The following is a 26,493-nucleotide window of genomic DNA, read 5'->3' on the forward strand; positions in this document are numbered from 1 at the left end:
GCGCGATATGGTGCCCACAAGGACTTGGGTGCAACCCTGGCCTGCGCCCGGCCAGGGCCGGGGCCTCCGGTGGTGCCCGGGTGCCCGCCCCTCATGCCGCTTCCGTCCCGGCGCCGGACATGGCACGGATAGGCCCCGCGGAGGAGCACCCCATGGTGAACAGCACCAATCCTGAGACCCTGGCGCTGCATGGCGGCAGCCACCGGGCGGACCCGAGCACCGGCTCGGTCGCCGTGCCGATCCACCAGACCACCAGCTTCCAGTTCCAGGATACCGGCCACGCCGCACGGCTGTTCGGCCTGTCGGAACTGGGCAATATCTATACCCGCATCATGAACCCGACCTGCGACGCGCTGGAGACACGCATCGCGGCGATCGAGGGCGGCGTGGCGGCGCTCGCGGTCGGCTCCGGGCAGGCGGCAACCAGCTTCTGTGTGCTCAACCTGTGCTCGGCCGGAGACAACATCGTCTCCTCGACCGACCTCTATGGCGGCACCTGGAACCTCTTCGCCAACACGCTCAAGCAGTTCGGCGTCGAGGTCCGCTTCGTCGACCCGGCCGACCCTGAGGGCTTTGCCCGCGCCACCGACTCCCGCACCCGCTGCTACTACGCGGAGACGCTGCCGAACCCGAAGCTGCAGGTCTTCCCGATCGCCGAGGTCGCCGCGATCGGCCGCCGCCTCGGCGTGCCGCTCATCATGGACAACACCGCGGCTCCCATCATCTGCAAGCCGCTCGCACTCGGCGCAGCCATCGTCATGCATTCGACGACCAAGTTCATCGGCGGCCATGGCACCAGCATCGGCGGTATCGTGGTGGATGGCGGCAATTTCGACTGGGAGGCCGGCGGCAACCGCTTCCCGACCCTGAACCAGCCAGACCCCAGCTACCATGGCGCCGTCTGGACCCAGGCGGCGAAGCCGCTCGGCCCCATCGCCTACATCCTGCGCATGAGGACCTGCCTGTTGCGCGACATGGGCGCCGCCATGTCCCCCTTTAACGCCTTCATGTTCCTCCAGGGGCTGGAGACGCTGCCGCTGCGCATGGAGCGGCACTGCGCGAACGCCTTGAAGGTTGCCGCCTTCCTTGCCTCCCATCCGAAGGTGACGAAGGTGATCCACCCCAGCGTGCAGGCCGGCGAGGCAAAACGCCGTGCCGATGCTGCGCTGCATGGCGGATATGGCAGCCTGATGGGCTTCGAGATGGCCGGCGGCGCCGAGGCAGGCGCGCGCTTCATCGACAGCCTGAAGATGCTCTACCATGTCGCCAATATCGGCGATGCCCGGTCGCTCGCGATCCACCCGGCGACCACGACCCACAGCCAGCTTTCCGTCGAGGAGCAATTGGCGACCGGCGTCACCCCCGGCTATGTCCGCCTCTCGATCGGCATCGAGCATGTCGAGGACATCATCGCGGATATCGCCCAGGCGCTGGAGGCAGCATGACCATCGGCAACCCGGTCGGGGCCTTCCCCGCCACCCGCATGCGGCGCAACCGGCGGGATGCCTGGACCCGCCGGCTGAACGCCGAGACCATGCTCAGCGTCGATGACCTCATCTGGCCCATCTTCATCCGCGAGGGTGCCGGGCAGACCACCGAGGTTGCCTCCATGCCGGGCGTAGTGCGCGTCACCCTCGACCGTCTGGCGGGCCATGTGGAACAGGCGGCCGCGCTCGGCATCCCGGCCATCGCCCTTTTCCCCATGACTCCGCCGGAGCTGAAGAATGCCGAGGGGACCGAGGCACTCAACCCGGAGAACCTGATCTGCCGCGCCGCCCGCCTGCTCAAGCGGGAATTCCCCGAGATCGGCTTGGTCGGCGACGTGGCGCTCGACCCTTATACGGACCACGGGCATGACGGGTTGATCCGCGAGACGCGGACCGGCGATTATGTCCATAACGATGACAGCGTCGCCGTGCTCGTCACCCAGGCGGTGAATCAGGCCGAGGCCGGCATCGACGTCATCGCTCCCTCCGACATGATGGATGGCCGCATCGGTGCCATCCGCGGCGCACTGGACGAGGCGGGGCTGATCGACACCCGGATCATGTCCTACGCCGCCAAATACGCCTCCGCCTTCTACGGCCCCTTCCGCGATGCGGTCGGCAGCGGAAAGGCGTTGCGAGGCGACAAGAAGACCTATCAGATGGACCCGGCCAATTCCGATGAAGCCCTGCGCGAGGTTGCGCTCGACCTTGCCGAGGGCGCGGACATGGTCATGGTCAAGCCAGGCATGCCTTATCTCGATATCGTGCGCCGGGTGAAGGATCGCTTCGGCGTCCCCACCTTCGCTTATCAGGTGAGCGGCGAATACGCGATGATCATGGCCGCCGTTCGCAATGGCTGGCTGGAGCATGAGCGGGCGATGATGGAGAGCCTGCTTGGGTTCAAGCGCGCGGGTGCCAATGGCGTGCTGACCTATTTCGCAGTGGAGGCGGCGCGGCTGCTGAAGGGCCGCTGACCGACTTCTTGGTCAGGAGGATCGAGCGATGAACACCGATTGGCTTGGCCTCGCCGACAGGATCGCGGTCGTCACCGGCGCCGCAGGCGGCATGGGACGGGCGATCGCCACCTCCTTCGTCGAGGCGGGTGCCGCTGTTGCGCTGCTGGACCGGGACCGGGACGGGTTGCTGGCCCTGGAGCAGCAACTTACCCTTGCCGGCGGCCGGGTCGCCGCCATTGCCTGCGACACAGGCTCCGAGGCCAGCATCGCCGATGCTGCCCGCGCCTCGGCCGACAAGCTCGGGCCGGCCGATATCCTGGTGAACAATGCCGGCATCCTGCGTGCCGGCCCCCTCGCTTCGCTTCCCCTCGAGGAATGGAACACGCTGCTCGCGGTGAACCTCACCGGCTACCTGCTCTGCGCCCAGGCCTTCCGGCCACAGATGCTGGGGCGAGGTGGCGCGCTGGTGCATATCGCCTCCATTGCAGCCAGCAACCCGCAACCGCGCAGCGGCGGCTACAGCCCGAGCAAGGCAGCGGTGGCCATGCTCTCCCGGCAATTGGCACTGGAATGGGGACCGGATGGCATCCGCAGCAATGTGGTAAGCCCCGGTCTGATCCGCACGCCGATGTCGGAGAGCTTCTACCAGGCTCCCGGCGTCAAGGAGCGGCGCGAGGCCATCCTGCCGCTGCGCCGGATCGGCGCTCCGCAGGACATCGCCGATGCGGTGATCTACCTCGCGAGCGCCCGGGCCGCCTATATTACCGGCGGTGAGATCCTGGTGGATGGTGGGCTCGACCAGGCGGTGATGGAGCTCACGCCCCGGCCGGGCTACTGACGCCCTCGAACAGCGCCCCGATGGCCCGTACCGCGAGGCTCTCCGCATCGCGGTCGTAGAAGCCGCAATGTCCACCGCCGGCGATCGCCAGCGGCAGCGCGGCTGGGCAAGCCGACCAGTCGATGGCCCGCATCGCAGCGATGGGCACCAGCGGGTCATCCTCCGCCATGATCACCAGCGTCGGCACCCGGAGCCGCGGCAGAGCTGCCGCCGGACGGTTGACCTCGCAGAAAACAGCGAAGGACGGGTAGCCGAAGCGCGGTGCCGTCACCGTCGCCTCGAATTCGGTCAGCGAGCCTGCCTGGCGGGCGGCCTGGCGCAAGGGCTCCGGCAGGTCGGTCGCTGGCACGGCGAGTACCTCCCGCCTGTAAAGCGCCAACAGGGCCCGGCCGAGCACGGGGTTGGCATCGATCGCCGCATAGGCCTGCTCCGGCTCCAATGGCGGTCCAATGGCGGCGGCGCCGAGGATGCGGGGCAAGCTGGCAGCTTCCCGGCCAAGCAGGTTCAAGACCAGCGATCCGCCGAGCGACCAACCAGCCAGCAACACCCCCTGCCCTGTCAGCGCTTCGGGCAGGAGGGTGAGGGCCTCGGCCAGGTCTTCGCTTCGGCCTAAATGGTAGTGGCTGGTACTGCGGGCGAGGCTGCGGGCGCTGCCACGGAGGTTCAGCCGGAGCACCGGAAATCCCCGGCGGAGCAGCCCAGCCGCGGCCTCCCGCAGATAGGGATCGTCCTCCGTGCCGTTCAGCCCATGGACCAGTACCGCCAACGGCCGCGCTGACGCCCGCTCCGGCAAATGCAGCATGGCAGCCAGCGCATCCCCATCCGCCAGCGGCAGCCAGAGCCGATGGCCAGGCGACAGCCGCGCCGGCCAGGGCCAACGCAGGGCCCGGATCGTCTGCAGGGTGCCGCCGAGCCAGGGAGGACGCGGTCGGAAGGGCACGGAGGATGGCATCATGCCATCAGCAACGCGCGCAAGGCGGCAGCGCTCCCGCTGCCTAAAGGATACCCCTCTCCCGCAGCACCGCGATCTCCGTGGCCGGCAGGCCGAGCAACCCGCCCAGTACCTCCTCGGTATGCTGGCCGAGCACTGGCGGTGGGCTGCGATAATCGGGTGGCGTCGCCGAGAGCTTCACCGGGTTGGCGATCACTGTCACCGTCTCGCCCGTGGCATGCGGCAGCTCGAGCACCATGTTCCGCGCCTGCACATGCGGGTCGGCGAAGACCTGTTCCAGCGTGTTGATCGGACCGCAGCCGATTTTCAACGCCTCCAGAGCCTCGATCCATTCGGCAGTGGTCTTCGATTTCATCACCGGAGTCAGCGTGTCGGTCACGAGCTGGCGGTTCTGCACCCGCTTCGGGTTGGTGGCGAAGCGCTCGTCGGCCAGCAGGTGCTCCAGCCCGTTCGCCTTGCAGAAGCGCTCGAAGGTCGGGTCGTTACCGACCGCCAGGATGATATAGCCGTCCTTGGTCGGGTATTCCTGGTAGGGGGCGATGTTCGGGTGCTGGTTGCCGAGGCGCGGCGGGTTCTCGCCGGTGGCCAGGTAGTTCATGCCCTGATTCGCCAGCCAGGCGACATGGGTGTCCAGCATGCCGATATCGATCTGCTGCCCCTCACCCGTCGCGTTCCGGTGGTTCACCGCGGCCAGGATGCCGATGCATCCATAAAGGCCGGCGAAGAGGTCGGCGACCGGCACCCCCACCTTCTGCGGCGTCCCGTTCGGCTCGCCCGTAAGGGACATGACGCCGCCCATGGCCTGGATCAACGCGTCATAGCCCGGCCGCGGCGCATAGGGCCCGGTCTGACCGAAGCCGGTAATCGAGCAATAGATCAGCCGGGGATGCTTCGCCTTCAGTTGCTCCCAGCCCAGGCCGTATTTCGCCAGAGCGCCGACCTTGAAGTTCTCGACCAGGATGTCGCAGTGCTCAAGCATCCGGTGGATGATCGCCTGCCCCTCGGGCTTGGCGATGTCGAGGGTGACCGACTTCTTGTTGCGGTTCACGCCCACGAAATAGGCGGACTCCTTCGTCTTCGGCACGAAGGGCGGGGCGAAGCCGCGGGTGTCGTCGCCCGCCTCGGGCCGCTCGATCTTGAAGACCTCGGCGCCGAGATCGCCCAGCATCTGGGTGCAGGTAGGGCCGGCCAGGACCCTGGTCAGGTCCAGCACGCGGAGACCCTTCAGCGGGCCACTCGGTTCCTGCATTCTCCACTCCCGTCCCATCACCGACCAGCCCCTCATGCACCAGACCGGGCCGGGCAGGAAGCCGGGTTTTGCGTCCCCGTCTTGCCCTTGCGGGGGCGGCGGCCCATGGTCTGGCCCATCTCACCCGACCCGGGAGGAACCAATGCTCGACCGGCCCATGCCCACCCCCTCGGCCCCCAGCCTCGACCCCTTCGCGCTGGCGAAGGCGCTCTCCGGCCATCACTTCATCGGCGGAGGCTATGTGCCGGGCCGGAACGGCAAGAGCTTCGCCGTGGTGAACCCGGCGACCGGCACCGAGGTGGCACGCGCCGCCGAGGGCGATGCGGCCGATGTCGATGCCGCCGTGCAGAACGCCGCCAAGGCGCAAAAGGACTGGGCGAAGATGCCGGCGCGGAAGCGTGGCGCCCTGGTCTATCAGTGCGCCGCCCTGCTGAAGAAACATCAGGAGGAGCTGGCTCGCCTCATCGCCCTCGAGACCGGCAAGGCGCTCCGTACCGAGAGCCGCGTCGAGGCCGGCGTCGTCGCCGACATCTTCGAATTCTTCGGCGGCCTGGGCTCCGAGCTGAAGGGCGAGAGCGTGCCCTTCGCACCCAATGTGCTGAGCGTCACCGTGCGGGAGCCGCTCGGCGTCGTCGGTGCGATCATCCCCTGGAACGTGCCGATGCTGCTGATGGCGCTGAAGGTGGCGCCGGCGCTCGTTGCGGGCAATGCGGTGGTGGTGAAGAGCGCCGAGGAGGCGCCGCTCGCCGTGCTGCGCATCTGCGAGCTGATGAACCGCATCCTGCCGCCCGGCGTCTTCAACATGCTGTCAGGCTTTGGCCCGGATTGCGGCGCGCCACTGGTCGAGCACCCGCTGGTGCGGAAGCTCACCTTCACCGGCAGCGTCGAGACCGGCAAGATCGTCGCCCGCGCCGCCGCTGAGAAGCTGATCCCGGTGACGCTGGAGCTCGGCGGCAAGTCGCCGATGATCGTCTTCGCCGATTGCGACTTCGACAAGACGGTGAATGGCGCACTGACCTCCATGCGCTTCACCCGCCAGGGCCAGAGCTGCACGGCGGCGAGCCGCATCTATGTCGAGCGCCCGATCTTCGATCGCTTCGTCCAGGCGATGAAGACCGCCGTCGACGCCATGGTGATGGGCGACCCACTCGACGAGAAGACCGATATCGGCACCATCGTGAGCGAGGGCCAGCTGGAGAAGGTCCGTGGCTTCATCGAGGAGGGCAAGGCAACGCCCGGCGCCACCGCCCATGTCTGCTCCGCCATGCCGCAGGACCAGGCGCTGAAGAAGGGCCTCTTCATCCAGCCCGTCATCTTCACCGGGCTCGGCCGCGACAGCCGCCTGGTACGCGAGGAGATCTTCGGCCCGGTGACCGTCATCGCCCCCTTCGACGATCCGGAGGCGGTGCTGGCCGAGGCGAATGACAGCGAGTTCGGTCTGGCCGCCTCGCTCTGGACCAACAACCTGAAGGTCGGGCTCGACCTGGCCCACCGGCTGGAGGCCGGCCTCGTCCAGATCAACCAGAACCTCGTCGTCCAGGCGAACCTGTCCTATGGCGGTGTGAAGAGCAGCGGCCTCGGCAAGGAGGCCTCGCTCGAGGCGATGCTCGAGCACTTCACCCACAAGAAGACCATCATGGTGAATATGGGCTGAGCCGGCTGGCGCGCCCCGATCAGGGGCGCGCCGATACCGGATCAGACGAACCACTGCCCGGTCGCGGCGAAATTCGCCTCGACCTCAGTGGCCACCGCATCCCAATCCGTCACCGCCTCACGATCCGGGTCGCCGAAGCCGATGCCGGAGACGTACCAGGTGCCGGTCCGCTCGAAATTCCGGGTGGCCTCGGCGGCGATGGCGTTCCAGTCGGCGCCCTCCCAGCCATGCGCCTCGAATTCCTGGTTCACTGCGCCGCGGCCGATATCCGGGTTGTCGGTGAAGAGGCCGTCCACGCCCGCCTTGATGAGGGCTCGCGCCTCCTCGGTCAGCGTCTCCACGGTGCCGTCCGGCCTGAGGGAGAGGAAGGATTCCTCGGCGCGAAGCGTATAGGGCACGACCTCAAGCCCCGCAGCATGAGCATCCTCGACCAGCGAGGAGGTTTCGCCGGTGAGCTGGCGGGTAATCTCGGCAACGCCGTCACCATCGCCATCGACGGGCGTCTCAAGCTCCACCACCGGGCGGATGTAATCCTTATAGGGCCCGATCGCCTCGGCATAGACGCGCGCCATGGCCTGCAACGCCTCGGCACTCAGCAGATCCTCATTGATGGCGCTCTCCATGGTGAGGTCGAGGCCGAGTTCGTCGTATATGGTGGGATCTGCGCCGAGAGCGGCCTTGGCCGGGTCGAAGTTGAAGGCCAGGTCGTAGGAGCCGCCGAGCAACTGCACCAGCGGCAGGTCGATGCCCGCCTCCGGCATGATCTCCTTCTGCAGGTCGATCAGGTTGGCCAGCTCGAAGGACTGGATGGTGACGCGCTCCGGGTCGGTGAATTCCGCGCGGACCAGCGCGTCGATCACCATCTGGCTGGTGTCCTGGTGGATTGGCGTGCCGTCGAGAAAGCGGCCTTCCTGGGCGAAGAAGGTCGGGTGCTTCGTCTCCGGTATGATGCCGATCTCCCGCCCGGTCTCCGCCTCCACCTGCTTCACCAGGTTGATGACGTCGTCGAGGGTCGGGATGCAATAGAGATCATCATAGGCGGTGTTGTCAGGCCGTACCTCCGGGATGCGCTCCCGCGCATAGAGCGTCTTGATCTCGGCGAGGGTGAAATCCTCGGCAAACCAGCCGGTGATCTCCTGGCCATCGATGATCTTGGTCGTCTCGCGGTCGGCAAATTCCGGACGGTCCGAGACATCCGTCGTGCCGCCCAACTCGTTCTCGTGACGCGCGATCAGCGCACCATCCTTGGTCACCACGATGTCGGGCTCGACCACATCCGCCCCAAGCTCGATGGCCAGTTTGTAGGCTTCGAGGGTGTGCTCCGGCCGGTAGCCGCTTGCCCCGCGGTGGCCCACTACCTCCGGCACCCCACCATCCAATGTGTTGAACGAACTCATGCTGTTCCCCTTCCCCGGCTGCAGGCAGGCAGCGCTTGCTCCGAGGCTAGGCGGCTGACGCAACACCTCCGTGAAGGCCGGGTGACAGCGATATTATATTGTATCCAAATTCTATCAGGCTGAGGTCGAGCGTCCTACCGATGGTCCGAAGCTCCCTCGTCGCGCCAAGATACCGGGAACTCGGCAGCTTCAGGACGCATGGGCTGAGCTAGCTGCCGACCGCTGAGGGCTGAACCCTACCCGGCTCCCAGAGCGTCACGGTGGCCCTCCATTCCTGAGCCTCTCTCAGGAAGTCCCCTTGGCGCAGACCGAACCATGCGGCACCCGCCACGTTGGCAGGCCATCCGAATCACCCCCCCGACAAGGCAGACAGCACATGGTCAACCTGGGCTACAAGTTGATGGCGGAGGAGCATGACCCACGCGCCCTCGTGCAGAACCTGATCGCCGCCGAGCAGGCCGGCTTCGATTTTTCGGCCATCTCGGACCACTTTTCCCCCTGGGTGGAGGAGCAGGGCCATGCCTCCTTTGCCTGGTCGGTGCTCGGTGCCATGGCCCAGGCCACCAGCCGGATCGGGCTGATGACTGCTGTCACCTGCCCGATCATGCGCTATCACCCGGCCATCATCGCCCAGGCCGCCGCGACCCTCGCCATCCTTAGCGGGGACCGCTTCGTCCTTGGTCTCGGCGCCGGCGAGCGGCTGAATGAGCATGTCACCGGTGAGGGCTGGCCCGGTGTCGGCGAGCGGCATGAGCGGCTGGGCGAGGCACTTGAGATCATTCAGGGCCTGCTCAGCGGTGAGCTGAGCAATTTCCGCGGCCGCTACCTCAAGCTGGACCATGCCAGGCTATTCGACCGGCCGCAGCGCAAGCCTCCGGTGATCCTTGCCGCTGGTGGCCCCGAGGCGGCCCGCCTCGCCGCTCACAAGGCCGATGGGCTGATCGCCACCGAGCCAAAGCCGGAGTTGGTCGAAGCCTATCGGGGAGCAGGCGGCAAGGGCCCCTGCTATGCCGAGGTATCCGTCTGCTTTGCCGCCAGCGAGGAGGAAGGGCTGAAGACTGCCCGCCACTACTCCCGCTGGGCGCTCACGGGCTGGAAGGTGATGGCGGAGCTGCCCAGCACGGAGGCCTTCGCCGCAGCGACCGAGCATGTCGCCCCCGAGATGATGGCGCAGAACGTCGCGGCCGGCCCCGACCCCTCACGGCACCTGGAGGTGCTGGAGAAGTTCCGCAAGGCCGGCTTCGACCACCTGATCCTCAGCCAGATCGGGCCGGATCAGGCAGGTTTTCTCGACTTCTTCCAGCGCGCCTTGGCCCCGGCGCTGCGCCGGGCCTAGCCCAGCAAGGCCTGGGCGCAGGCATCGAGGATACTGTCGGTATCCAGCCCATATTCGCGGTACAGGTCGGGGATGTCCCCGGCTTGGCCGAAATGGTCGACGCCGAGCGGGACCACGCGCTGGCCCCGCACGCTGCCAAGCCAGGCATGGGCGGCCGGGTGTCCGTCCAGCACGGTGACCAGGGCGGCATCCGGCGCCAAAGGCGCGAGCAGTTGCTCGATCCAGCTCGGCTGGCCGAAGCCGCTCCGCGCCTTGCGCCGCGCCTCCAGCCACTCCGCATGCAGCCGATCCGGACTGGTGATGGCCAGGAACCCGGCCCCAGGCTCCTCGCCGCGCAATTCCTCGAAGGCTGCCAGGGCCTCCGGCGCGACCGGTCCCTGATAGGCGATGGCGATGCGCGCGCCCGGCGCAGGCGGCACCATCCAATGGCCGCCGGCAATAACCGCCGCTGGATCGAGCTTGCGCTGCGGCTGCTCCAACCCACGGGTCGAGAGGCGCAGCCAGACGGCGCTGCCGTCCGGCTTCTGCATGTGCTCGAAGCCCCAGCGCATGAGGATGCTCAGCTCATCCGCATAGGCCGGCTCATAGCTCGCCAGCCGGTCCTGGGCGATCCCGATGAGCGGCGTATTGACCGACTGGTGCTGCCCGCCTTCGGGCGCGAGGGTCAGGCCCGAGGGCGTGCTCACCAGCATGAAGCGCGCATCCTGGTAGCAGGCATAGATCAGGGCATCGAGGCCCCGGTTGACGAACGGGTCGTAGACCGTCCCGACCGGAAGGAGCCGCGCGCCGTAAAGCGAGTGCGACAGGCCGAGTGCCGCCATTACCAGAAACAGGTTCTGCTCGGCGATCCCGAGCTCGATATGCTGCCCTTCCGGCGACATGCCCCAGCGTTGGGCGGAGGCCAGCTTGGCGTCGCGGAAGACGTCGTTCTTCAAGTGACGGTCGAAGACGCCGCGCCGGTTCACCCACGCGCCGAGATTGGTCGAGACGGTGACGTCCGGGCTGGTGGTGACAATGCGGCTGGCGATGGGCGCGGCGGCCCCCTGCCCGCGGCCAAGTTCGGCCAGCACCTCGCCAAAGGCGGCCTGGGTCGAGAGCTTCCGCCCCGCAGGTACGCGCGGCAGCGGGAAGGCTTCCGGCACCGGCACGGTGGGGGAGGCCAGCCGCCGTCCCTCCTCGGCCAGCGGCCGGGCGAAGGGCACGCTCTCGATGAAGGCGCGCAGCTCCGGCTCGGGCACGTCGAGGCCGGCGAATGGCTGCCATTCCTCGCCATCGGCGATGCCCATCTCGCGCTTGAAGCCGGCCATCTGCTCCTTGCTCATCAGCCCGGCATGGTTGTCCTTGTGCCCGGCAAAAGGCAGGCCCATGCCCTTGATGGTATAAGCAATGAAGCAGGTCGGCTGGTCGCCCGCGGCATCCTGAGCGCGAAAAGCCTCGAGCAGAGCCGCTACGTCATGCCCGCCGAGATTGGTCATCAGCGCGCCCAGCTCCTCGTCGGAGAGCGGGTCGATGATGGCGCGGATGCCCTCCTCGCGGCCGAGATCGGTCAACAGGGCAGCTCTCCACGCCGCACCGCCCTGGAAGGTAAGCGCGGAATAGAGGCTGTTCGGGCAATCATCGATCCAGCGGCGCAGGGACTCGCCACCCTCGCGCGCGAAGGCTGATTCCAGCTTCCGCCCATATTTCAGCGTGACGACATTCCAGCCCATGTCGCGGAACAGGCCCTCGATCCGGCCGAAGAGCCGGTCCTGCACCACGGAATCGAGGCTTTGGCGGTTGTAGTCGATGATCCACCAGACATTGCGGACATCGTGCTTCCAGCCTTCCAGCAACGCCTCGTAGATATTCCCCTCATCAAGCTCAGCATCGCCGACAATGGCGATGTGCCGCCCGGGCGGCACGCCCGGACGGCCGAGTCCGTGCAGCTGGACGTAATCCTGCACCAGCGCGCCGAAGCTCGTCAGCGCCACGCCGAGGCCGACGGAGCCGGTCGAGAAATCGACCTCCGGGCCGTCCTTCACCCGCGACGGGTAGGGTTGGATGCCGCCGAACTGCCGCAGCGTCGCCAGCCTCGCCGGGTCCTGCCGGCCAAAGAGGGTGTTCACCGCATGAAAGACCGGGCCGGCATGCGGCTTCACCGCCAACCGGTCCTCGGGCTTCAGTATCTCGAAATAGAGTGCCGTCATGATCGAGATGACTGAGGCGCAGGAGGCCTGGTGCCCACCGACCTTCAGCCCATCCCGGCTTGGCCGCACATGGTTGGCGTGGTGAATCATCCAGGCCGAGAGCCAGAGGAGCTTGCGCTCGATCGCATGCAGGAGACGGAGCCGCTCGCTTTCCGATTCGCGGTCGGCCCGCACCAGGTTAGGCCCGCCATTGGCCAGGATGTTCACGACAGGCCCTCCCGTATGCTTGGACAATCCCATCTGGCCCTGATGGCCTGGGCTCGGCAAGGGGCGAGGCTCACTGTTCGGCGTCACGGCTTGCGGCCGGCGGGGCGGCTGGGTAATCCGCAAGGCTCCATTCGAAAAGGCTGCCCCGGCATCATGCCGCTCACCAGGACGACCATCGGCCGTATCTCCCTGGCGATGATGGCCGTGGGCTTCGCGGCCGTGCTCGCCTCGGGCCTGGGGATGGTCTGGCTGGTCGAGGCCACCCGCAATTTTGCCACGGGCGTGATCGCAAGCCGGGATGTCCGTGTTGCCGCCAGCCAGATCCTTTCCATCATCCAGGATGCCGAAACGGGCCAGCGCGGCTACCTGCTGACTGGCGAGGACCGCTATCTCGAGCCCTACCGACAGGCGATCGAGGCGCTGCCTCGCCGGATGCCCGCCTTCGTGAAGCAGATCGAGGAGGATGGTGGCGACGCCGTTGCCGCCCGTCAGCTCCAGCAGCAGGCGGAAGCCAAGATTGCCGAGCTGGCGCAAACCATCGCCCTGTTCCAGGCCGGCGACCGGGCCGGCGCCATGGCGCTCGTGCTGACGGATCGGGGCAGGCTGGGCATGAATGCCATCCGCGCCGCCATTGCCCGCATCGAGGCCCGCAGCCTGGCCCGTGGCGATGCCCGCAGCGCCGACCTCGTGCGGACCGGGCGGCTGCTGCTTGCTGGGGCAGGCGCGGCGTTCCTGCTGATGCTCGGGGTCACGATCGGCGCCGGCATCCTGGCGCGTCGTTATACCAGGGCGCTCGAGGCCGCCCAGGCGGAGGTCACCGCGGCCAACTCCTCCCTCGAATCGCGGGTGGAAGAACGAACGGCGGCTCTCGCCGCGGCGAATGACGAGGTCCAGCGCTTCGCCTATATTGTTTCACATGACTTGCGAGCACCGCTGGTGAACGTCATGGGATTCACGACCGAGCTCGAGGCCGCGGTCGAGCCGCTCTCCATGCTCCTCACCAGGGCCGAGGCCGAGGCGCCAGAGCTGGTTACGCCCGAGGCCCGCGCCGCGCTGCAGGAGGATATCCCCGAGGCCGTTGGCTTCATCCGCTCCTCCACCCAGCGCATGGACCGGTTGATCAACGCCATCCTCCGCCTTTCGCGCGAGGGCAGGCGCAACTTGCAGCCGGAGGCGGTCGCCCTGCAGCCGCTGATCGAGGGCATCGTCGCCACGCTGCAGCACCAGATCGACGAGGCGGGTGCGACCATACAGGTGGCCCCCGGCCTGCCGGTGATCCGGTCGGACCGCCTGGCGGTCGAGCAGATCTTCGGCAACCTCGTGGACAATGCGGTGAAGTATCTCAATCCGGCGCGCCCGGGCCGCATCACAATCCGCAGCCGCACGGCCCGTGGGCATGTGGTGGTCGAGGTCGAGGATAACGGCCGTGGCATCGACCCGAAGGACCATAGCCGTATCTTCGAGCTGTTCCGCCGCTCCGGCCGGCAGGACAGGCCGGGAGAGGGCATTGGCCTGGCCCATGTCCGCGCCCTTGCGCGTCGTCTCGGTGGCGATGTCGAATGCCGCTCGGCGCCCGGTCTCGGCTCCACCTTCCGCGTCACCCTGGCGCTCGTTGCCCCGGCCAACACACAGCCGCCCAGCCCAGAGGACTCCATCGCATGAACGCCGCCGCCCAGGCCGTCACCATCGTCATGGTCGAGGATGACGAAGGTCATGCCCGGCTGATCGAGAAGAATCTCAAGCGCGCTGGTGTCTTCAACGAGGTAAAGCATTTCCTCAACGGCACGGCCGCGCTCGACTTCCTGGTCGGCGACGGCCGGCCGGAGAACCGCCCCTTGCTGGTGCTGCTCGACCTCAATTTGCCGGATATGAGCGGCTTCGACATCCTGGCGAAGCTGAAGGGCGATCCGCAGCTGCGCCCCGTGCCGGTCATCGTGCTGACCACGACCGATGACGAGCGGGAGATTCGGCGTTGCTATGAACTCGGTTGCAGCGTCTATATCACCAAGCCAGTGAATTACGAGACCTTCGCCCAGGCCGTCCGCCAGCTTGGCCTCTTCCTGGCCGTGATCCAGGTGCCGCCCACTCCGTGATGCCCGAGGCCAGCTGACGGACCATGAGCGCGTCCTCCCGCCGCATCCTCTATATCGACGACGAACCCGGCCTGCGCCGGCTGGTGCAGCGCGACCTGGAGCGGCATGGCTATCGCGTGGTGACCGCGGCGGATGGCCCCACCGGCGTCGCACTCGCGGCCGAGGGTGGCTTCGACGCCATCTGCCTCGACCACTACATGCCTGGGCAGGATGGGCTCGACACCCTTGTCGAGCTCCGTCGGCTGCCGGACCAGCCGCCGATCATCTATGTCACCGGCTCGGATGAGGGGCGGATCGCGGTGGCCGCGCTGCGGGCCGGCGCGGCGGATTACGTCATCAAGGAGGTGGGCGGAGATTTCCTGCTGCTGCTCCGCTCCGCGATCGAGAGCGCGATCGAGCGTGAGGCGCTGCGGCGCGCACACGACGCTGCCGAGGCCGCGGTGCGCGAGGCGCGCGACCGCGCCGAGGAACTCGCCAATCAGCGCGCCATGCTGCTGCGCGAGGTGAACCACCGGGTCTCGAACAGCCTGCAGCTCATCGCCTCGCTCACCCGGTTGCAGGAAGGATCGGTGCAGGATCCGGCGGCACGGGATGCATTGGCCGCCATGCGCAACCGCATCGCCGCGGTCGCGCAGGTGCATCGCCGCCTCTACACCTCCGATGATGTGCGCAGCGTCGCGCTGCACGACTACCTGTTCGGATTGGTGGAGGAGATCGGGCGCTCGGTCGGCGGACGGGTCATCACCCTCGAGGCCGAGGCGGTCGAGGTGCCGACCGACCGCGCAGTCTCGCTCGGCGTCATCGTCACCGAGCTCGTGACCAATGCGCTCAAATACGCCTATCCCGCAGGGCAAGAAGGGCCGATCACCGTGCGCCTCGAGAAGCGCGAGGACCATGGGTTGCTGGTGGTGCAGGACGAGGGAGTCGGCGCCACGGCCCATTCCCCGGCGGCCGGAACCGGGCTTGGCCGGCGCATCGTGGAAAGCCTGACGCAAAGCGTGGGCGGGGCCGTCGAGCAATCGGCCGGCCCAGGTGGCACCGAGGTCTCGATCCGCTTCGCCCTCGCCTGACCTCGCCTCGCCCCGGGGTGGAAGCCATACGGCCCACTCCGGCAGCGGGGGCGGACCGTCAGAAGGAGACGGAGAGCGACAGCGCGCCGAAGACGAAATCCTTCCTCTGTCCGACGAATTCCTTGCTGCGGAAATCCTGCGTGTAGCTGAGCCGGACATTGCGCCAGAAAATCGCGCCGCCCAGTTCGAGGTCGCCCACGAAGGTCCGGTGGTCCACCGAGCGGCTGTCACGATAGGTATTGCCGTCGAGGAAGATGTCGCGCGCCACGGCCCGCCCGCCAGCGCCGGCAAAGAGGTACCAGCCGAAGCCTTCACCCACCGCCGCCGGCGTGTCGGCGATGGTCGGGCGGATGCGCGGTGCGCCGAAATCCCGGTCCAGCCCCTGCCCGATGCGGACGCGGCCGCCGATGCCGGCATAGGTCTGCACCGTGCCCGCGGCGAGGGTGACGCTCGGCAGGGCATCGACGTCGAGTCCGCCCGGCAAGGAGGCCACGGGCAGGCGCCAGATGCGGTCATAATTCAGGTTGAAGACCGGCTCGTCGCGGAGCTGGTAGTGCCAGCCCCGCGCCTGGCGGTCGCCGAGGATGGAATGCACCACGTCCTGGGTCGGCCGGGCGAGCGAGCTGGGCCCGACCACGCCGACCTGCAGCCCGAAGCGGTCCAGCGTCGTCTGGGTCCGCCGGTCGAGCGAGATCTCGCCATAGAGATAGCCGGCATAGGGGCGGTCGCGCGGATCCGGGTTGCTCAGCCGCTTTTCCACCGGCGTGTACATGTTCTGGCCGAAGCCAAGCCCCCAGCGGCTGCGGGCCGGCCCGAACAGCTTGCCCAGCGCATCGTCGAGCGCCGCCATCGGCCCCGGCAGGTTGTCCTCGGCGGAGGCCCAGTTGAAGCGGAAGCCGTTGGAGTACCAACGGTCGGTGTTTCGGGCATAACTGTCATTCTCGGACACGAAGCTGACAGAGCCACGCCGGTCCGGGGCTGGAAGGTCCTGTGCCGCGGCGGTGCCGGCAAGCAACAGAAGGGCGGGGATTAAGGCGGCAACCGATCGGGTCATTTGTCCCTTCCCAGGAGGCAGGCTAGATGTAGACGCTCGGACGCCGGGCGCAAAGGATGGGTGGCCGAGTGGTCTATGGCAGCGGTCTTGAAAACCGCCGTGGGCGCAAGCCCACCGTGGGTTCGAATCCCACCCCATCCGCCGGCGCCGGTCTTGTTCGATCAGCACTCGATGACGTTCACGGCCAGCCCGCCCAGTGAGGTCTCCTTGTATTTGTGGGACATGTCGAGCCCGGTCTGCCGCATGGTGGCGACCACCTGATCGAGGCTCACCAGATGACGCCCGTCGCCATGCAGGGCGAGGCGGGCAGCATTGATCGCCTTCACCGCGGCGATGGCGTTGCGCTCGATGCAGGGCACCTGGACGAGACCCGCCACGGGGTCGCAGGTCAGGCCGAGATTGTGCTCGAGCCCGATCTCCGCCGCGTTCTCAACCTGGGCGTCGCTGCCGCCGAGCGCCGCGGCAAGGCCGGCGGCGGCCATGGCGCAGGCCGAGCCGACCTCGCCCTGGCAGCCGACCTCGGCGCCCGAGATCGAGGCGTTGCGCTTGATGATGGCGCCGATCGCAGCGGCGGCGAGGAAGAATGTCTCCACCCCGGCGGCATCGGCTTCGGGCACGAAGCGCTCATAATACTGCAGCACCGCCGGGATGATGCCGGCCGCGCCATTGGTTGGCGCCGTCACCACCCGCCCGCCCGCGGCATTCTCCTCGTTGACGGCGAGTGCCCAGAGATTGACCCAGTCCATGGCCCCGAGCGGGTCGGCCTCATTGCGTGCCGCCCGCGCCTCGAGCCTCCGGTGAAGGTCCGGGGCACGGCGGCGCACGCGCAGGCCGCCTGGCAGCTCCCCCTCGCCACGCAGGCCGCGGTCGATGCAGGCCCGCATCGCGGCGCGGATGCGGAGGATGCCGGCCGATAGTTCGGCCGGGCTGCGGAGGCTGGTCTCATTCGCCCGCATCAGCCCGGCGATGGTGAGGCCGGCGGCCTCTGCCCTCTCCAGCAGCTCGGCGGTATCGCCGAAGGGATACGGCACCGCCGCCGCATTGCCCGCCGCCCCGCCGAGCGGCTGCCCGGCCGCGTCCAGCACGAAGCCGCCACCGACCGAGTAATAGGCGCCTTCGCTCTCCGCCTCGCCGCTTGCGGTCGCGCGCAGGCGCAGCGCATTCGGATGGAGAGGCAGGGTCTCGCGCGGACGGAAGAGAATATCCACGGTCGGGTCGAAGCCGATCCGGCGCCCGTCGGGCAGGGTCAGGCGCCGTGCATGCCGCACCGACTCCACCAGCACCGCCGCCTCATCCGGATCGACGTCCTCCGGGCGGGCACCGGCAAGGCCGAGCAGCACCGCGGTATCGGTGGCATGGCCGCGCCCGGTGAGGGCAAGGGAGCCAAAGAGTTCGGCGGTGATGCGCTCCACCGGCCGTTTAGCCAGTCCTGCCGCAAAGTGCCCGGCCGCGAGCATCGGCCCCACCGTGTGGGAGCTGGAAGGCCCGATCCCGATGCGGAACAGGTCGAAAAGGCCAATCCAGGCAGGTGTCGCTTGGCTCATGCGATGCATTGCGGCCCCGGCGATGCAAAGGCCATAAGAGGCTGCCCCGGCAAGCGAAGACAAGACACTTCCGCTCGGGCTGGCGCGAGGCTTGCAAGCCTCGCCCGCAGGGAGGTGCCCAGCATGACCGTCCAGACCCGGCCATCCGTCTGCCCGCATGATTGCCCGAGCACATGCGCGCTCGAGGTGGAGGTTCTCGGCCCGGCCCGCATCGGCGCGGTCCGTGGCGCGGACAACCCCTATACGGCCGGCGTCATCTGCAACAAGGTCACGCGCTATGCCGAGCGCATCCACCATCCGGACCGGCTGACGCACCCCCTGCTGCGCACGGGGCCGAAGGGCAGCGGACAATTCCGCCGCATCGGCTGGGACGAGGCGCTCGACCGCGTGGTGGAGGGCTTCACCGCAGTCACCGCGGAACATGGCAGCGAGGCGGCCTGGGCCTACAGCTCCGCCGGCACCATGGGCCTCGTCAACCGCGACGGCGTCTTCCGGCTGCGCCACGCGATGCGCTGGTCCGGCCGCAAGGGCACGATCTGCTCGTCGATCGCCGCCGCGGGCTGGATGGCGGGCTGCGGCCGCATCTCCGGCACCGATCCGCGCGAGATGGCGGCCTCCGACCTCATCGTCGTCTGGGGCGGCAATCCGGTGGCAACCCAGGTCAATGTCATGGCGCATGTGACGCGTGCGCGGAAGGAGCGCGGGGCGAAGCTCGTCGTCATCGACCCCTACCGCACCGGCACCGCCGCCATCGCCGACCTGCATCTCGCGCCGAGACCCGGCACCGATGCGGCGCTGGCCTGTGCGGTCATGCATTGCGCCTTCCGCGACGGCCTTGCCGATCGCGCCTACATGGCGCGCTACACCGCGGATGCCGAGACGCTGGAGGCGCATCTCGCCAGCCGCGGTCCGGATTGGGCCGCCACCATCACCGGGCTTTCGGTGGCACAGATCGAGACCTTCGCCGGGCTCTACAACAGAACGGCTCGCGCCTATCTCCGCATTGGCTTCGGTTTCACCCGGGGCCGGGGCGGCGCCGCGGCGATGCATGCGGTCACCTGCCTGCCCGCCGTGACCGGCGCCTGGCGGCATGAGGGCGGCGGCGCGCTCTGGAACAACCGCAACCTCTACCAGTGGGACAAGTCGCTCATCGAGGGCACGGCGCTGCGCGACCCCGCGGTGCGGGAGCTGGATATGAGCCGCATCGCCAGCATCCTCACCGGTGACCCGGCGGCGCTCGAGGGCGGCCCGCCGGTGCATGCGCTGCTGGTGCAGAGCGGCAACCCGGCCGCCGTCTGCCCCGACAGCAACCGCGTCCGCGCCGGGCTGCTGCGGGAGGACCTGTTCACCGTCGTCCACGAGCAATTCCTGACCGAGACGGCACGCCATGCCGACATCCTGCTTCCGGCCACGATGTTCCTGGAGCATGACGACATCTACCAGGCGGGTGGCCACAGCCATGTCCAGATCGGCCGCAAGCTGATCGAGCCGCCGGGCGAGGCGATGTCGAACCACGACCTGGTCTGCGCCCTCGCCCGCGGCTTCGGCCTCGACCACCCAAGCTTCCGCATGAGCGGCCTGGAGCTGGCCGATGCCACGCTGCGGGCCTCCGGCTATCCCGGCGCCGAGGCGCTGACCGAGCGGCGCTGGGTCGATATCCAGGTGCCCTTCGAGCGGGCGCATTTCCTCGATGGCTTCGGCCATGCGGATGGGCGTTTCCGCTTCCGCGCGGACTGGGCGGCGCTTGGGGATGCGGAGGGGCGGCTGCCGCCCCTGCCCGACCACCTGCCGCTGGAGGATGCGGCCACGGCGGAGCGGCCCTTCCGCCTCGTCGCCGCCCCGGCCCGGCAATTCCTCAATTCCACCTTCACCGAGACGCCGACGGCGCTCCGCCGGGAGGGGCGGCCGACGCTCCGCATCGCGCCGGAGGATTGCGCGCGGCTCGGGATCACGGAAGGCGAGGCGGTGCGCATCGGCAATGCGCGGGGCGAGGTCGTGCTGCATGCCCAGCGGGCACCGGGCCAGCAGCCGGGCACCCTGGTGGCGGAGGGAGTCTGGCCCGCCGATGCCTATGCCGGGGCGGCCTGCGGCATCAACGTGCTGACGAGCGACGAGCCCGCCCTGCCTGCCGGCGGTGCCGTCTTCCACGACACCGCCGTCTGGCTGCGGCCCGAAATTCCCTCGGACGACTTCAAACCGCTTCAACTCGCTTAAACCGAAACCTGCCAAACCCTTGAAGATTCTCGGTTTTGGTCCGGAATTTGAGGGTTTGAGCGATTGAGGCGGGGGAGGCCCGCGATCCGCACGCAAGTGGGGCTTGGGCAGATAATCCTATATCACGCCCCAAGCTTCGGCTGCAAGGCGGGGCTCACTGGTCCGGCCCGAGGGCGAAGCGTAGCGCCCGGCCCACCGCCGAGGGCAGGACGGAGAAATGCGTCTCGCCCTGGATCTGCTCGAAGCGCGCCGCCACGCCGAGGTCGCGCAGCCGGTCCGCCATCTCCCGCGCGCGGGAGGGGATGCGCGTGCGGCCGAGGCTCTCGCGCCGCATCGCCGCGTCGCCGGCATTGGCCTGGAAGGGTGCCAGCCGCTCCTCATACTCGCCGGCGCCGAGCAGCAGGCGCGGCTGGCCCCGCTCGGCCGGCGGCAGGGCGGCGAAGCGTTGCTGGGCCTGGGCGATCAGCTCCGCGTCGAATTGCAGCGATGGGCTCATCGCCACCCAATGGGTGAAGGCGCGTGGCCGGGTCAGCAGCGCATAGACGACGCAGAGCCCGCCGAGCGAATGGCCGAAGAGGCCCTGGCGCGAGGCATCGACGGGCAGCTGCGACGCGACGAAGGGCTTCAGCTCCTCCTCGATGAAGCGGAGGAAGCGCTCCGCCCCGCCGGTCCGGCCCTTCTCGGGCGGCGGCGTCAGGTCGAAGGGGCGACGCGAATCGTCGTAGGGCGCCTCGGTCGGGTAGCCGATGCCGACCAGCACCGCGTCGCGCAGCCCGGTCTCGCCGGGGAAGGCCGCTTGGACGCGGAGCGCATCGGCGGCGATCCCGATCACCGCGTTGGCGTCGAGCAGGTAGAGCACCGGCCAGCCCGAGGACGGCGCCGGCCCGTCCGGGCGGCGGAGGAAGATGCGCCAGGGCGGCCTGCCGCCGGACCGCGACGCCAGCTCGAACTGGCGGAGGCCGGGCAGCGTCACCGGCGCACCGTTCTGCGCCGCGGCCTGTTCGTGGAAGCCGGCAGCGCCCAGCAGCCCGAGCGCCAGGCGCCGCGGCAGGGCCAGGTCGGGCATGGCGGCTAGCCCACCGCCCCCTTCGGCAATTCGCGCTCGATCAGCCGGGCCAGCAGCGCGGCGCCGTAGGGAATGGCATCGTCGTTGAAATTGTAGTGCTGGTTGTGGACGGTCGCGCTGTCGCCATTGCCGACATGGAGATAGGCGCCCGGCACCTGCTCCATCATGAAGCTGAAATCCTCCGAGCCCATGCCCGGCGGCTTGGTGCGGTCAACCTTCGCCTCGCCCACCAACTCGGCGGCCGCGGCGGCGAAGCGCTCGGTCTGCTCCGGCGCGTTGACGGTGGGGGCGAAGATCAGGCGGAAGTCGAGGCTCGCCGTGGCGCCGAGCCCGGCGGCCACGCCCTCGGCCACGCGCTTCAGCCCCTCCTCGATCAGGCCACGCGCGCGGTCGCTGAAGAAGCGTGCCGTGCCGGACAGCTTCGCCGTCTGCGGGATGACATTGTAGGCGTCGCCGCCGGTGATCTTGGTGACGCTGACCACCGCCGTCTCCATCGGCGGCATGTTGCGCGAGACGATGGATTGCAGCGCGGTGGCGATGTGGCAGGCGGCCAGCACCGGGTCGATGCCCGCTTCCGGCCGCGCGCCGTGCGAGCCGCGGCCCTCGACAAGGATGTCGAAGAAGGCGCCGCCGGCCGCGGTCGGGCCGCTGCGGATGGCGTATTCGCCGATCGGCATGCCCGGCCGGTTGTGCATGGCAAAGACCTGCCCGCAGGGGAAGCGCTCGAACAGCCCGTCCTTCAGCATGGCGAGCGCCCCGCCGCAGCCTTCCTCACCCGGCTGGAAGATGAAATTGACCGTGCCGTTGAAGGCGCGCGTCTCGGCCAGGTACTGCGCGGCGCCCAGCAGCATGGTGGTGTGGCCGTCATGGCCGCAGGCATGCATCCGACCGGGCGCGGTGCTGCGGTAGGGCAGGTCGTTCGCCTCCTCCATCGGCAGCGCGTCCATGTCGGCGCGGAGCCCGATGGCAGCCTCGCCATTGCCCGAGCGCAGCACGCCGACGACGCCGGTGCCGCCGACCCCGCGATGCACCTCGATGCCCCATTCCTCGAGCTTGCGGGCCACCAGCTCCGCCGTGCGGTGCTCCTCCATGCCGAGTTCGGGATGGGCGTGGATGTCCTGGCGGATGGCGGCGAGTTCGGCCTGGCGGCGGGCGATGGCATCGAAGGCGGACATACGGGCTCCTCGGTCCTTGGGCGGCGGCTCGGCCGGCGAGGAGACAGTCTCCCGCCGCCCCCGGCAAGGGGGCATGCGACGGTTATTCAAGGGGTTAATCAGGCGGCAATGGCAATCAGCGAAATGATGTTCCCGCCATGCAGAGGCAGGACAGAGGACCCCATGACGCCCGCCCCGCTCAGCGACGACCCGAATGGCCGCCACCGGGACCCGGTCACCGGCGCCGTCACCGAGGAGGCGTTGCTGCATTTCCTGGATGCGGTGCTCGGCATGGCCGAGCCGGTCGGGCCGCAGGTCGGCATGCTCTGCCTCGGCATCGATGACCTGGACCAGATCACGGCCCGCCATGGCACGGCGGTGCGGGATGCGACCCTGCTCGGCATCGCCGACCGCATGCATGAGCGCATCCGCGTGCAGGATCTGGTGGGACGGGTGGATGGCGGCTTCGGCATCTGCCTCGCCGACATCTTCCCCGCCCAGGCGGTCAGCGCGGCCGAGCGGCTGCTGCGGGCGATCCGCGGCCACCCGGTGCCGACGCCGATCGGTGCCTTGCGGCTGACCTGCAGCATCGGCCTGGTGCTGAGCCGGGGTGGGGCGGAAGGGGCACCCGCCCTGCTCGACCGCGCCCGCGCCCTGCGCAACGCCGCGCAGCGGGCTGGCGGCGATGGGCTGGTGACCTCCCTCCAGGCGGGCCGCCCCTGATCAGCCCGGCCGGCGGAACCAGCTGCCCGAGGCGATGATGGCTGTCAGCACCACGCCATAGACCACCATCGCCGCGGCCAGTGCCAGGAAGACCCAGGCCAGCGAGCCGGTCAGGTGCAGCGCCACCCAGCCGCCGCCGACCGCGATCACCAGCCGCAGCAGGCCGCTCAGCAGTGGCCAGCCGAGCCGGCCGGCACCCTGGGAGGCGAAATAGAGGGCGAGGCCGAGGCCGAAGAAGCCATAGGCCGGGCCCACGGCCCGCAGATAGGCCGCGCCCGTCTCCAGCATGCGCGGGTCATGCCCGAAGAGGCCGAGCCAGGCCTCCGGCCAGATGGCCGCCGCCAGCCCCACCGCCTCGGTCGCCAGGAAGGCCATGGCGCCGCCGGTCAGGGCGATGCGCAGCGCCCGCGCCGTCTGCCCGGCGCCGATATTGGTGCCGACCAGCGCCACCAGCGGGGCGCCCAGGCCGAAGACCAGGGGGATCAGCAGGTATTCCAGCCGCGTCCCGGTGCCGTAGCCGGCCACCGCGTCCGGCCCGCCGGCGCGGGCCACGACGGCCGTGGTGAGGGCGATGGTCAGCGTGGTCTGCAGGGTGCTGACCGAGGCGACGGCGCCGACGCTGAGGATGTCGGCGAACAGGCGCCAGCGCAGCCGCGCCCAGCGGAGCCGGGCGATACTGCGGCCCGAGAGCACGGCCCAGGCCAGGATGGCGGTCGAGAGCCCCATGCCGGTCACCACGGCCCAGCCGGCACCCGCGACGCCGAGGGCCGGCACCGCTCCCCAGCCATGGATCAGCAGCGGCGAGAGCGGCACCAGCACCAGCACGCCGATGACGATGGCGACCGAGGGCAGCAGCATGTTGCCGGTGCCGCGCAGCACGCTAGCGAAGGCATTGCTCAGCCAGATCAGCACCGCTCCGCCGAAGACGATGTCGGAATACTCCAGCGCGGCCCGCAGCGACCCGCCCTCCCCGCCCAGCGCGCCATAGAGCGCAGGGCCGAAGGCCAGCAGCAGGCCGGTGAAGGCGAGCCCCAGCAGCCCGTTGATGACCAGGGCATGCAGCACCAGCGCATCCGCATCCTCCCGCCTGCCGCCGCCGAGCGCGCGGGCGATGGCGGAGGCGATGCCGCCGCCGACAGCGCCGCCCGAGAGCATCTGCATCATCATGAAGCCCGGGAAGACCAGCGCCATGCCGGCCAGCGCATCGGTGCCGAGATGGGAGACCCACCAGGTCTCGATCAGCCCGACCGAGGCCTGCGCCAGCATCACCAGCGTATTCGGCCAGGCGAGCCGCAGCAGGGTTGGCACGATCCGCCCATGCAGCAGCATCTGCGTCCGCGGATTCATCGCGGCGGCCGGGGACCGGTGTGCGGGGGTGGGGTTGGGCTCGCTCGGCTCCGCCTGCCTGGGCGGCGCCGGGGGCAGGAGGGCGGTGAGGGCTCGGTCCTGCATCGGCGCTTCCTTAGATGACGATCGCCACTAATAGCCTTATGATTGGGACCGTTATCCAAACCTGTCAATCACCAGCCTCTGGGATCGGCAACGTGAGCGCAAAGCATCGGCAGGAGCCGCGCTGGCCCTTCGCCCCGGTCAATGCTTCGGCCTATGATGGCTGCGTGAACCTTCTCGCCCCGCCCCGTGCCCGGTTGCCTATCGAGGTCGTCTTCGACCTCGTTTGTCCCTGGTGCTTCCTCGGCATCCGGCGGCTGCGGCGCACCTTGCGGGCGCGACCGGATGTGGCGGCGGAGCTGCTCTGGCGGCCCTTCCTGCTGAACCCGGACCTGGCGCCGCAGGGCGTCGCCCGGCAGGACTATCTCGTGCGCAAATTCGGCGGCGAGGACCGGGCCCGCCGGCTGCATGGCACCATCACCGAGCTTGGCCGCGTCGAGGGCATCGAATTCCGCTTCGACCGGGTGCGCCGCGTGCCGCATTCGCTGGATGCGCACCGGCTGGTGCGCTGGGCCGGCCGCTTCGGCGCGGCGGACCAGCTGGTGGAGGCGATCTTCGAGGCCTATTTCACCGAGGGCGCCGATATCGGCGATGCCCATGTGCTGGCCGCCATCGCCGGCCGGCAGGGGCTGGATGCCCCCCTCGCCCGCCGCTTCCTGGCGACGGTCGCCGAGGTGGAAGCGGTGCATGCCGACAACCTCCGCGCCCATCGCCTCGGCATCAACGGCGTGCCCTGCTTCGTCGTCGCCGGCCGCAGCGCCATCGCCGGGGCGCAGGAGCCGGAGGTGCTGGAGCGCCTCCTCGATGTGGCGCTGGTTGAGGGCTAGCCGGTCACCGGCACGCGGCCCTCGATCGGGTATTGCGGGTCGTTGTAGCCGGGTGTGGAGGGGTGGCCGGGAGGTACCAGGCGGTCCACCAGCGCCTCGTCCTCGGCGGTGAAGCGATAGTCGAGCGCGGCCAGGTAGTCGTCCAGATGCGCCTCGGTGCGCGGGCCGAGGATGGAGCCGGTGACGAGCCGGTTGTTCAGCACCCAGCCGATGGCGAGATGCACCGGCGTGGTCCCCACCCGCTCCGCATGCTCGCGGATGGTCTGGGCGATCTCGAGCGATTCGGCGCGCAGCTCCGTCTCCAGCATGCGCTTGTCCTGGCGGGCGGCGCGGCTGCCGGCCTCGGGCTCGGCGCCCGGCCGGTATTTCGCCGTCAGCACGCCGCGCGCCAGCGGGGAGTAGGGGAAGATGCCGAGGCCGTAATGCGCGGCGGCGGGCAGCTGCTCCACCTCCGGCTGGCGGTTCATGGCGTTGTAGTAGGGCTGGGAGACGACGGGCCGGTCGATCCCCGACTCGTCGCAGAGCCGGCAGATCTCGGCGATGCGCCAGGAGCGGTAGTTGGAGACGCCGATATGGCGGATCTTCCCGGCGCGCACCAGGTCGGCCAGCGCCCGCACCGTGGTCTCGAGCGGCGTCGCATGGTCCTCCTTGTGGAGGTAGAGGATGTCGATGAAGTCGGTGCCGAGGCGGCGGAGGCAGGCCTCGGTGCCCTGGATGACCCATTTGCGCGAGAGGCCGCCCTCATTGGGCCCTGGCCCCACCCTGTTGGCGATCTTGGTGGCGACCACCCAGTCATGCCGCCGGGCGGCGATGGCCTGCCCGACCACCTCCTCGGACCGGCCGCCGTTATAGGCATCGGCGGTGTCGAGGAAATTGATCCCTGCCTCCGCGGCGCGGGCGATCAGCCTGTGGCTGGTGGCGGCGTCGGTCGGGCCGCCGAACATCATGGTGCCGAGGCAGAGACGGCTGACCGAAAGGCCGCTGCGGCCGAGGGTGCGGTATTCCATGGAGGCCTCCCGAGAGGCGGCCAGTCAGGC

At 69.0% G+C, this 26,493-nt stretch carries 21 protein-coding genes and 1 tRNA gene; 12 read left to right on the forward strand and 10 right to left on the reverse strand.

The genetic code is table 11. From position 1 onward, the window contains the following. Nucleotides 1–152 precede the first annotated feature (152 nt). From BLR02_RS04225 to BLR02_RS04235, 3 genes are read left to right on the forward strand one after another with little or no spacing between them, the layout of a single operon-like run. A complete protein-coding gene (locus BLR02_RS04225; protein ID WP_090660742.1) occupies nucleotides 153–1,445 on the forward strand; it encodes an O-acetylhomoserine aminocarboxypropyltransferase/cysteine synthase family protein in 1,293 nt (430 codons plus the stop codon). Beyond that, nucleotides 1,442–2,461 (forward strand): porphobilinogen synthase, encoded by a 1,020-nt coding sequence (gene hemB / locus BLR02_RS04230; RefSeq protein ID WP_090660745.1) that lies wholly within the window; start codon nucleotides 1,442–1,444, stop codon nucleotides 2,459–2,461. Before BLR02_RS04225 ends, hemB begins: the two co-directional genes overlap by 4 nt. A gap of 28 nt (nucleotides 2,462–2,489) precedes the next feature. Next, on the forward strand, nucleotides 2,490–3,281 hold the full coding sequence (locus BLR02_RS04235; RefSeq protein ID WP_090660748.1) for an SDR family NAD(P)-dependent oxidoreductase: 792 nt from the start codon (nucleotides 2,490–2,492) through the stop codon (nucleotides 3,279–3,281). Here the strand turns inward: BLR02_RS04235 and BLR02_RS04240 are convergent. After that, nucleotides 3,259–4,221: an alpha/beta fold hydrolase gene (locus BLR02_RS04240; protein WP_218127858.1), complete on the reverse strand. Its 963-nt coding sequence runs from the start codon at nucleotides 4,219–4,221 to the stop codon at nucleotides 3,259–3,261. The genes BLR02_RS04235 and BLR02_RS04240 overlap by 23 nt on opposite strands. A gap of 55 nt (nucleotides 4,222–4,276) precedes the next feature. Continuing rightward, nucleotides 4,277–5,482: a CaiB/BaiF CoA transferase family protein gene (locus BLR02_RS04245; RefSeq protein WP_090660755.1), complete on the reverse strand. Its 1,206-nt coding sequence runs from the start codon at nucleotides 5,480–5,482 to the stop codon at nucleotides 4,277–4,279. A gap of 142 nt (nucleotides 5,483–5,624) precedes the next feature. Here BLR02_RS04245 and BLR02_RS04250 point away from each other — a divergent pair, with 142 nt between their 5' ends. Next, nucleotides 5,625–7,136 carry an aldehyde dehydrogenase family protein gene (locus BLR02_RS04250; RefSeq protein ID WP_090660758.1) on the forward strand — a complete coding sequence of 504 codons (1,512 nt, stop codon included), beginning with the start codon at nucleotides 5,625–5,627 and terminating at the stop codon, nucleotides 7,134–7,136. 41 nt (nucleotides 7,137–7,177) lie between these two features. Here BLR02_RS04250 and BLR02_RS04255 read toward each other — a convergent pair whose 3' ends face one another. Then, nucleotides 7,178–8,533 carry a glycerophosphodiester phosphodiesterase family protein gene (locus BLR02_RS04255; RefSeq protein ID WP_090660761.1) on the reverse strand — a complete coding sequence of 452 codons (1,356 nt, stop codon included), beginning with the start codon at nucleotides 8,531–8,533 and terminating at the stop codon, nucleotides 7,178–7,180. 376 nt (nucleotides 8,534–8,909) lie between these two features. Here BLR02_RS04255 and BLR02_RS04260 point away from each other — a divergent pair, with 376 nt between their 5' ends. Next, nucleotides 8,910–9,869: a TIGR03557 family F420-dependent LLM class oxidoreductase gene (locus BLR02_RS04260; RefSeq protein WP_090562646.1), complete on the forward strand. Its 960-nt coding sequence runs from the start codon at nucleotides 8,910–8,912 to the stop codon at nucleotides 9,867–9,869. Here the strand turns inward: BLR02_RS04260 and BLR02_RS04265 are convergent. Next, nucleotides 9,866–12,262, reverse strand: a complete 2,397-nt coding sequence (locus BLR02_RS04265; protein ID WP_456303759.1) for a 1-deoxy-D-xylulose-5-phosphate synthase N-terminal domain-containing protein — start codon at nucleotides 12,260–12,262, stop codon at nucleotides 9,866–9,868. The genes BLR02_RS04260 and BLR02_RS04265 overlap by 4 nt on opposite strands. Nucleotides 12,263–12,415: 153 nt before the next feature. On the opposite strand from BLR02_RS04265, the gene BLR02_RS28425 reads away from it, so the two are divergent. From BLR02_RS28425 to BLR02_RS04285, 3 genes are read left to right on the forward strand one after another with little or no spacing between them, the layout of a single operon-like run. Further along, a complete protein-coding gene (locus BLR02_RS28425) occupies nucleotides 12,416–13,924 on the forward strand; it encodes a sensor histidine kinase (RefSeq protein WP_176849366.1) in 1,509 nt (502 codons plus the stop codon). Next, nucleotides 13,921–14,355 carry a response regulator gene (locus tag BLR02_RS04280; protein WP_090562640.1) on the forward strand — a complete coding sequence of 145 codons (435 nt, stop codon included), beginning with the start codon at nucleotides 13,921–13,923 and terminating at the stop codon, nucleotides 14,353–14,355. Before BLR02_RS28425 ends, BLR02_RS04280 begins: the two co-directional genes overlap by 4 nt. A 23-nt stretch (nucleotides 14,356–14,378) precedes the next feature. Continuing rightward, nucleotides 14,379–15,425, forward strand: coding sequence for a sensor histidine kinase (locus BLR02_RS04285; protein ID WP_090660764.1), 1,047 nt, complete (start codon nucleotides 14,379–14,381; stop codon nucleotides 15,423–15,425). A 58-nt stretch (nucleotides 15,426–15,483) separates the two neighbouring features. On the opposite strand, the gene BLR02_RS04290 is transcribed toward BLR02_RS04285, so the two are convergent. Next, nucleotides 15,484–16,479 (reverse strand): lipid A deacylase LpxR family protein, encoded by a 996-nt coding sequence (locus BLR02_RS04290; protein ID WP_090660767.1) that lies wholly within the window; start codon nucleotides 16,477–16,479, stop codon nucleotides 15,484–15,486. 54 nt (nucleotides 16,480–16,533) lie between these two features. Here BLR02_RS04290 and BLR02_RS04295 point away from each other — a divergent pair. Next, nucleotides 16,534–16,620: transfer RNA gene (locus tag BLR02_RS04295), tRNA-Ser, on the forward strand. A 20-nt stretch (nucleotides 16,621–16,640) separates the two neighbouring features. Here the strand turns inward: BLR02_RS04295 and BLR02_RS04300 are convergent. Continuing rightward, nucleotides 16,641–18,023, reverse strand: a complete 1,383-nt coding sequence (locus BLR02_RS04300) for an L-serine ammonia-lyase (RefSeq protein ID WP_090661559.1) — start codon at nucleotides 18,021–18,023, stop codon at nucleotides 16,641–16,643. Nucleotides 18,024–18,146: 123 nt separating this feature from the next. On the opposite strand from BLR02_RS04300, the gene BLR02_RS04305 reads away from it, so the two are divergent. After that, entirely contained in the window at nucleotides 18,147–20,237 is a 2,091-nt protein-coding gene (locus tag BLR02_RS04305) for a molybdopterin-containing oxidoreductase family protein (protein ID WP_090660770.1), read from the forward strand. A 154-nt stretch (nucleotides 20,238–20,391) separates the two neighbouring features. Here BLR02_RS04305 and BLR02_RS04310 read toward each other — a convergent pair whose 3' ends face one another. Beyond that, the gene (locus BLR02_RS04310) at nucleotides 20,392–21,303 is read right to left on the reverse strand and encodes an alpha/beta hydrolase (protein ID WP_090562551.1); all 912 of its coding nucleotides are present in this window, start codon (nucleotides 21,301–21,303) and stop codon (nucleotides 20,392–20,394) included. A 5-nt stretch (nucleotides 21,304–21,308) separates the two neighbouring features. Further along, nucleotides 21,309–22,478: a M20 aminoacylase family protein gene (locus tag BLR02_RS04315; protein ID WP_090562932.1), complete on the reverse strand. Its 1,170-nt coding sequence runs from the start codon at nucleotides 22,476–22,478 to the stop codon at nucleotides 21,309–21,311. Nucleotides 22,479–22,640: 162 nt separating this feature from the next. Between BLR02_RS04315 and BLR02_RS04320 the strand changes: the two genes are divergently transcribed. Further along, the gene (locus BLR02_RS04320) at nucleotides 22,641–23,180 is read left to right on the forward strand and encodes a GGDEF domain-containing protein (RefSeq protein WP_176849367.1); all 540 of its coding nucleotides are present in this window, start codon (nucleotides 22,641–22,643) and stop codon (nucleotides 23,178–23,180) included. Here BLR02_RS04320 and BLR02_RS04325 read toward each other — a convergent pair whose 3' ends face one another. Next, the gene (locus BLR02_RS04325; protein ID WP_218127859.1) at nucleotides 23,181–24,632 is read right to left on the reverse strand and encodes an MATE family efflux transporter; all 1,452 of its coding nucleotides are present in this window, start codon (nucleotides 24,630–24,632) and stop codon (nucleotides 23,181–23,183) included. A gap of 92 nt (nucleotides 24,633–24,724) precedes the next feature. On the opposite strand from BLR02_RS04325, the gene BLR02_RS04330 reads away from it, so the two are divergent. After that, nucleotides 24,725–25,456, forward strand: a complete 732-nt coding sequence (locus BLR02_RS04330; protein WP_456303758.1) for a DsbA family oxidoreductase — start codon at nucleotides 24,725–24,727, stop codon at nucleotides 25,454–25,456. On the opposite strand, the gene BLR02_RS04335 is transcribed toward BLR02_RS04330, so the two are convergent. Continuing rightward, nucleotides 25,453–26,463, reverse strand: a complete 1,011-nt coding sequence (locus tag BLR02_RS04335; RefSeq protein WP_090660773.1) for an aldo/keto reductase — start codon at nucleotides 26,461–26,463, stop codon at nucleotides 25,453–25,455. The genes BLR02_RS04330 and BLR02_RS04335 overlap by 4 nt on opposite strands. Nucleotides 26,464–26,493 lie beyond the last annotated feature (30 nt).

The sequence above is a fragment of the Belnapia rosea genome (assembly GCF_900101615.1).
GTDB classification, from domain to species: Bacteria; Pseudomonadota; Alphaproteobacteria; order Acetobacterales; family Acetobacteraceae; genus Belnapia; species Belnapia rosea.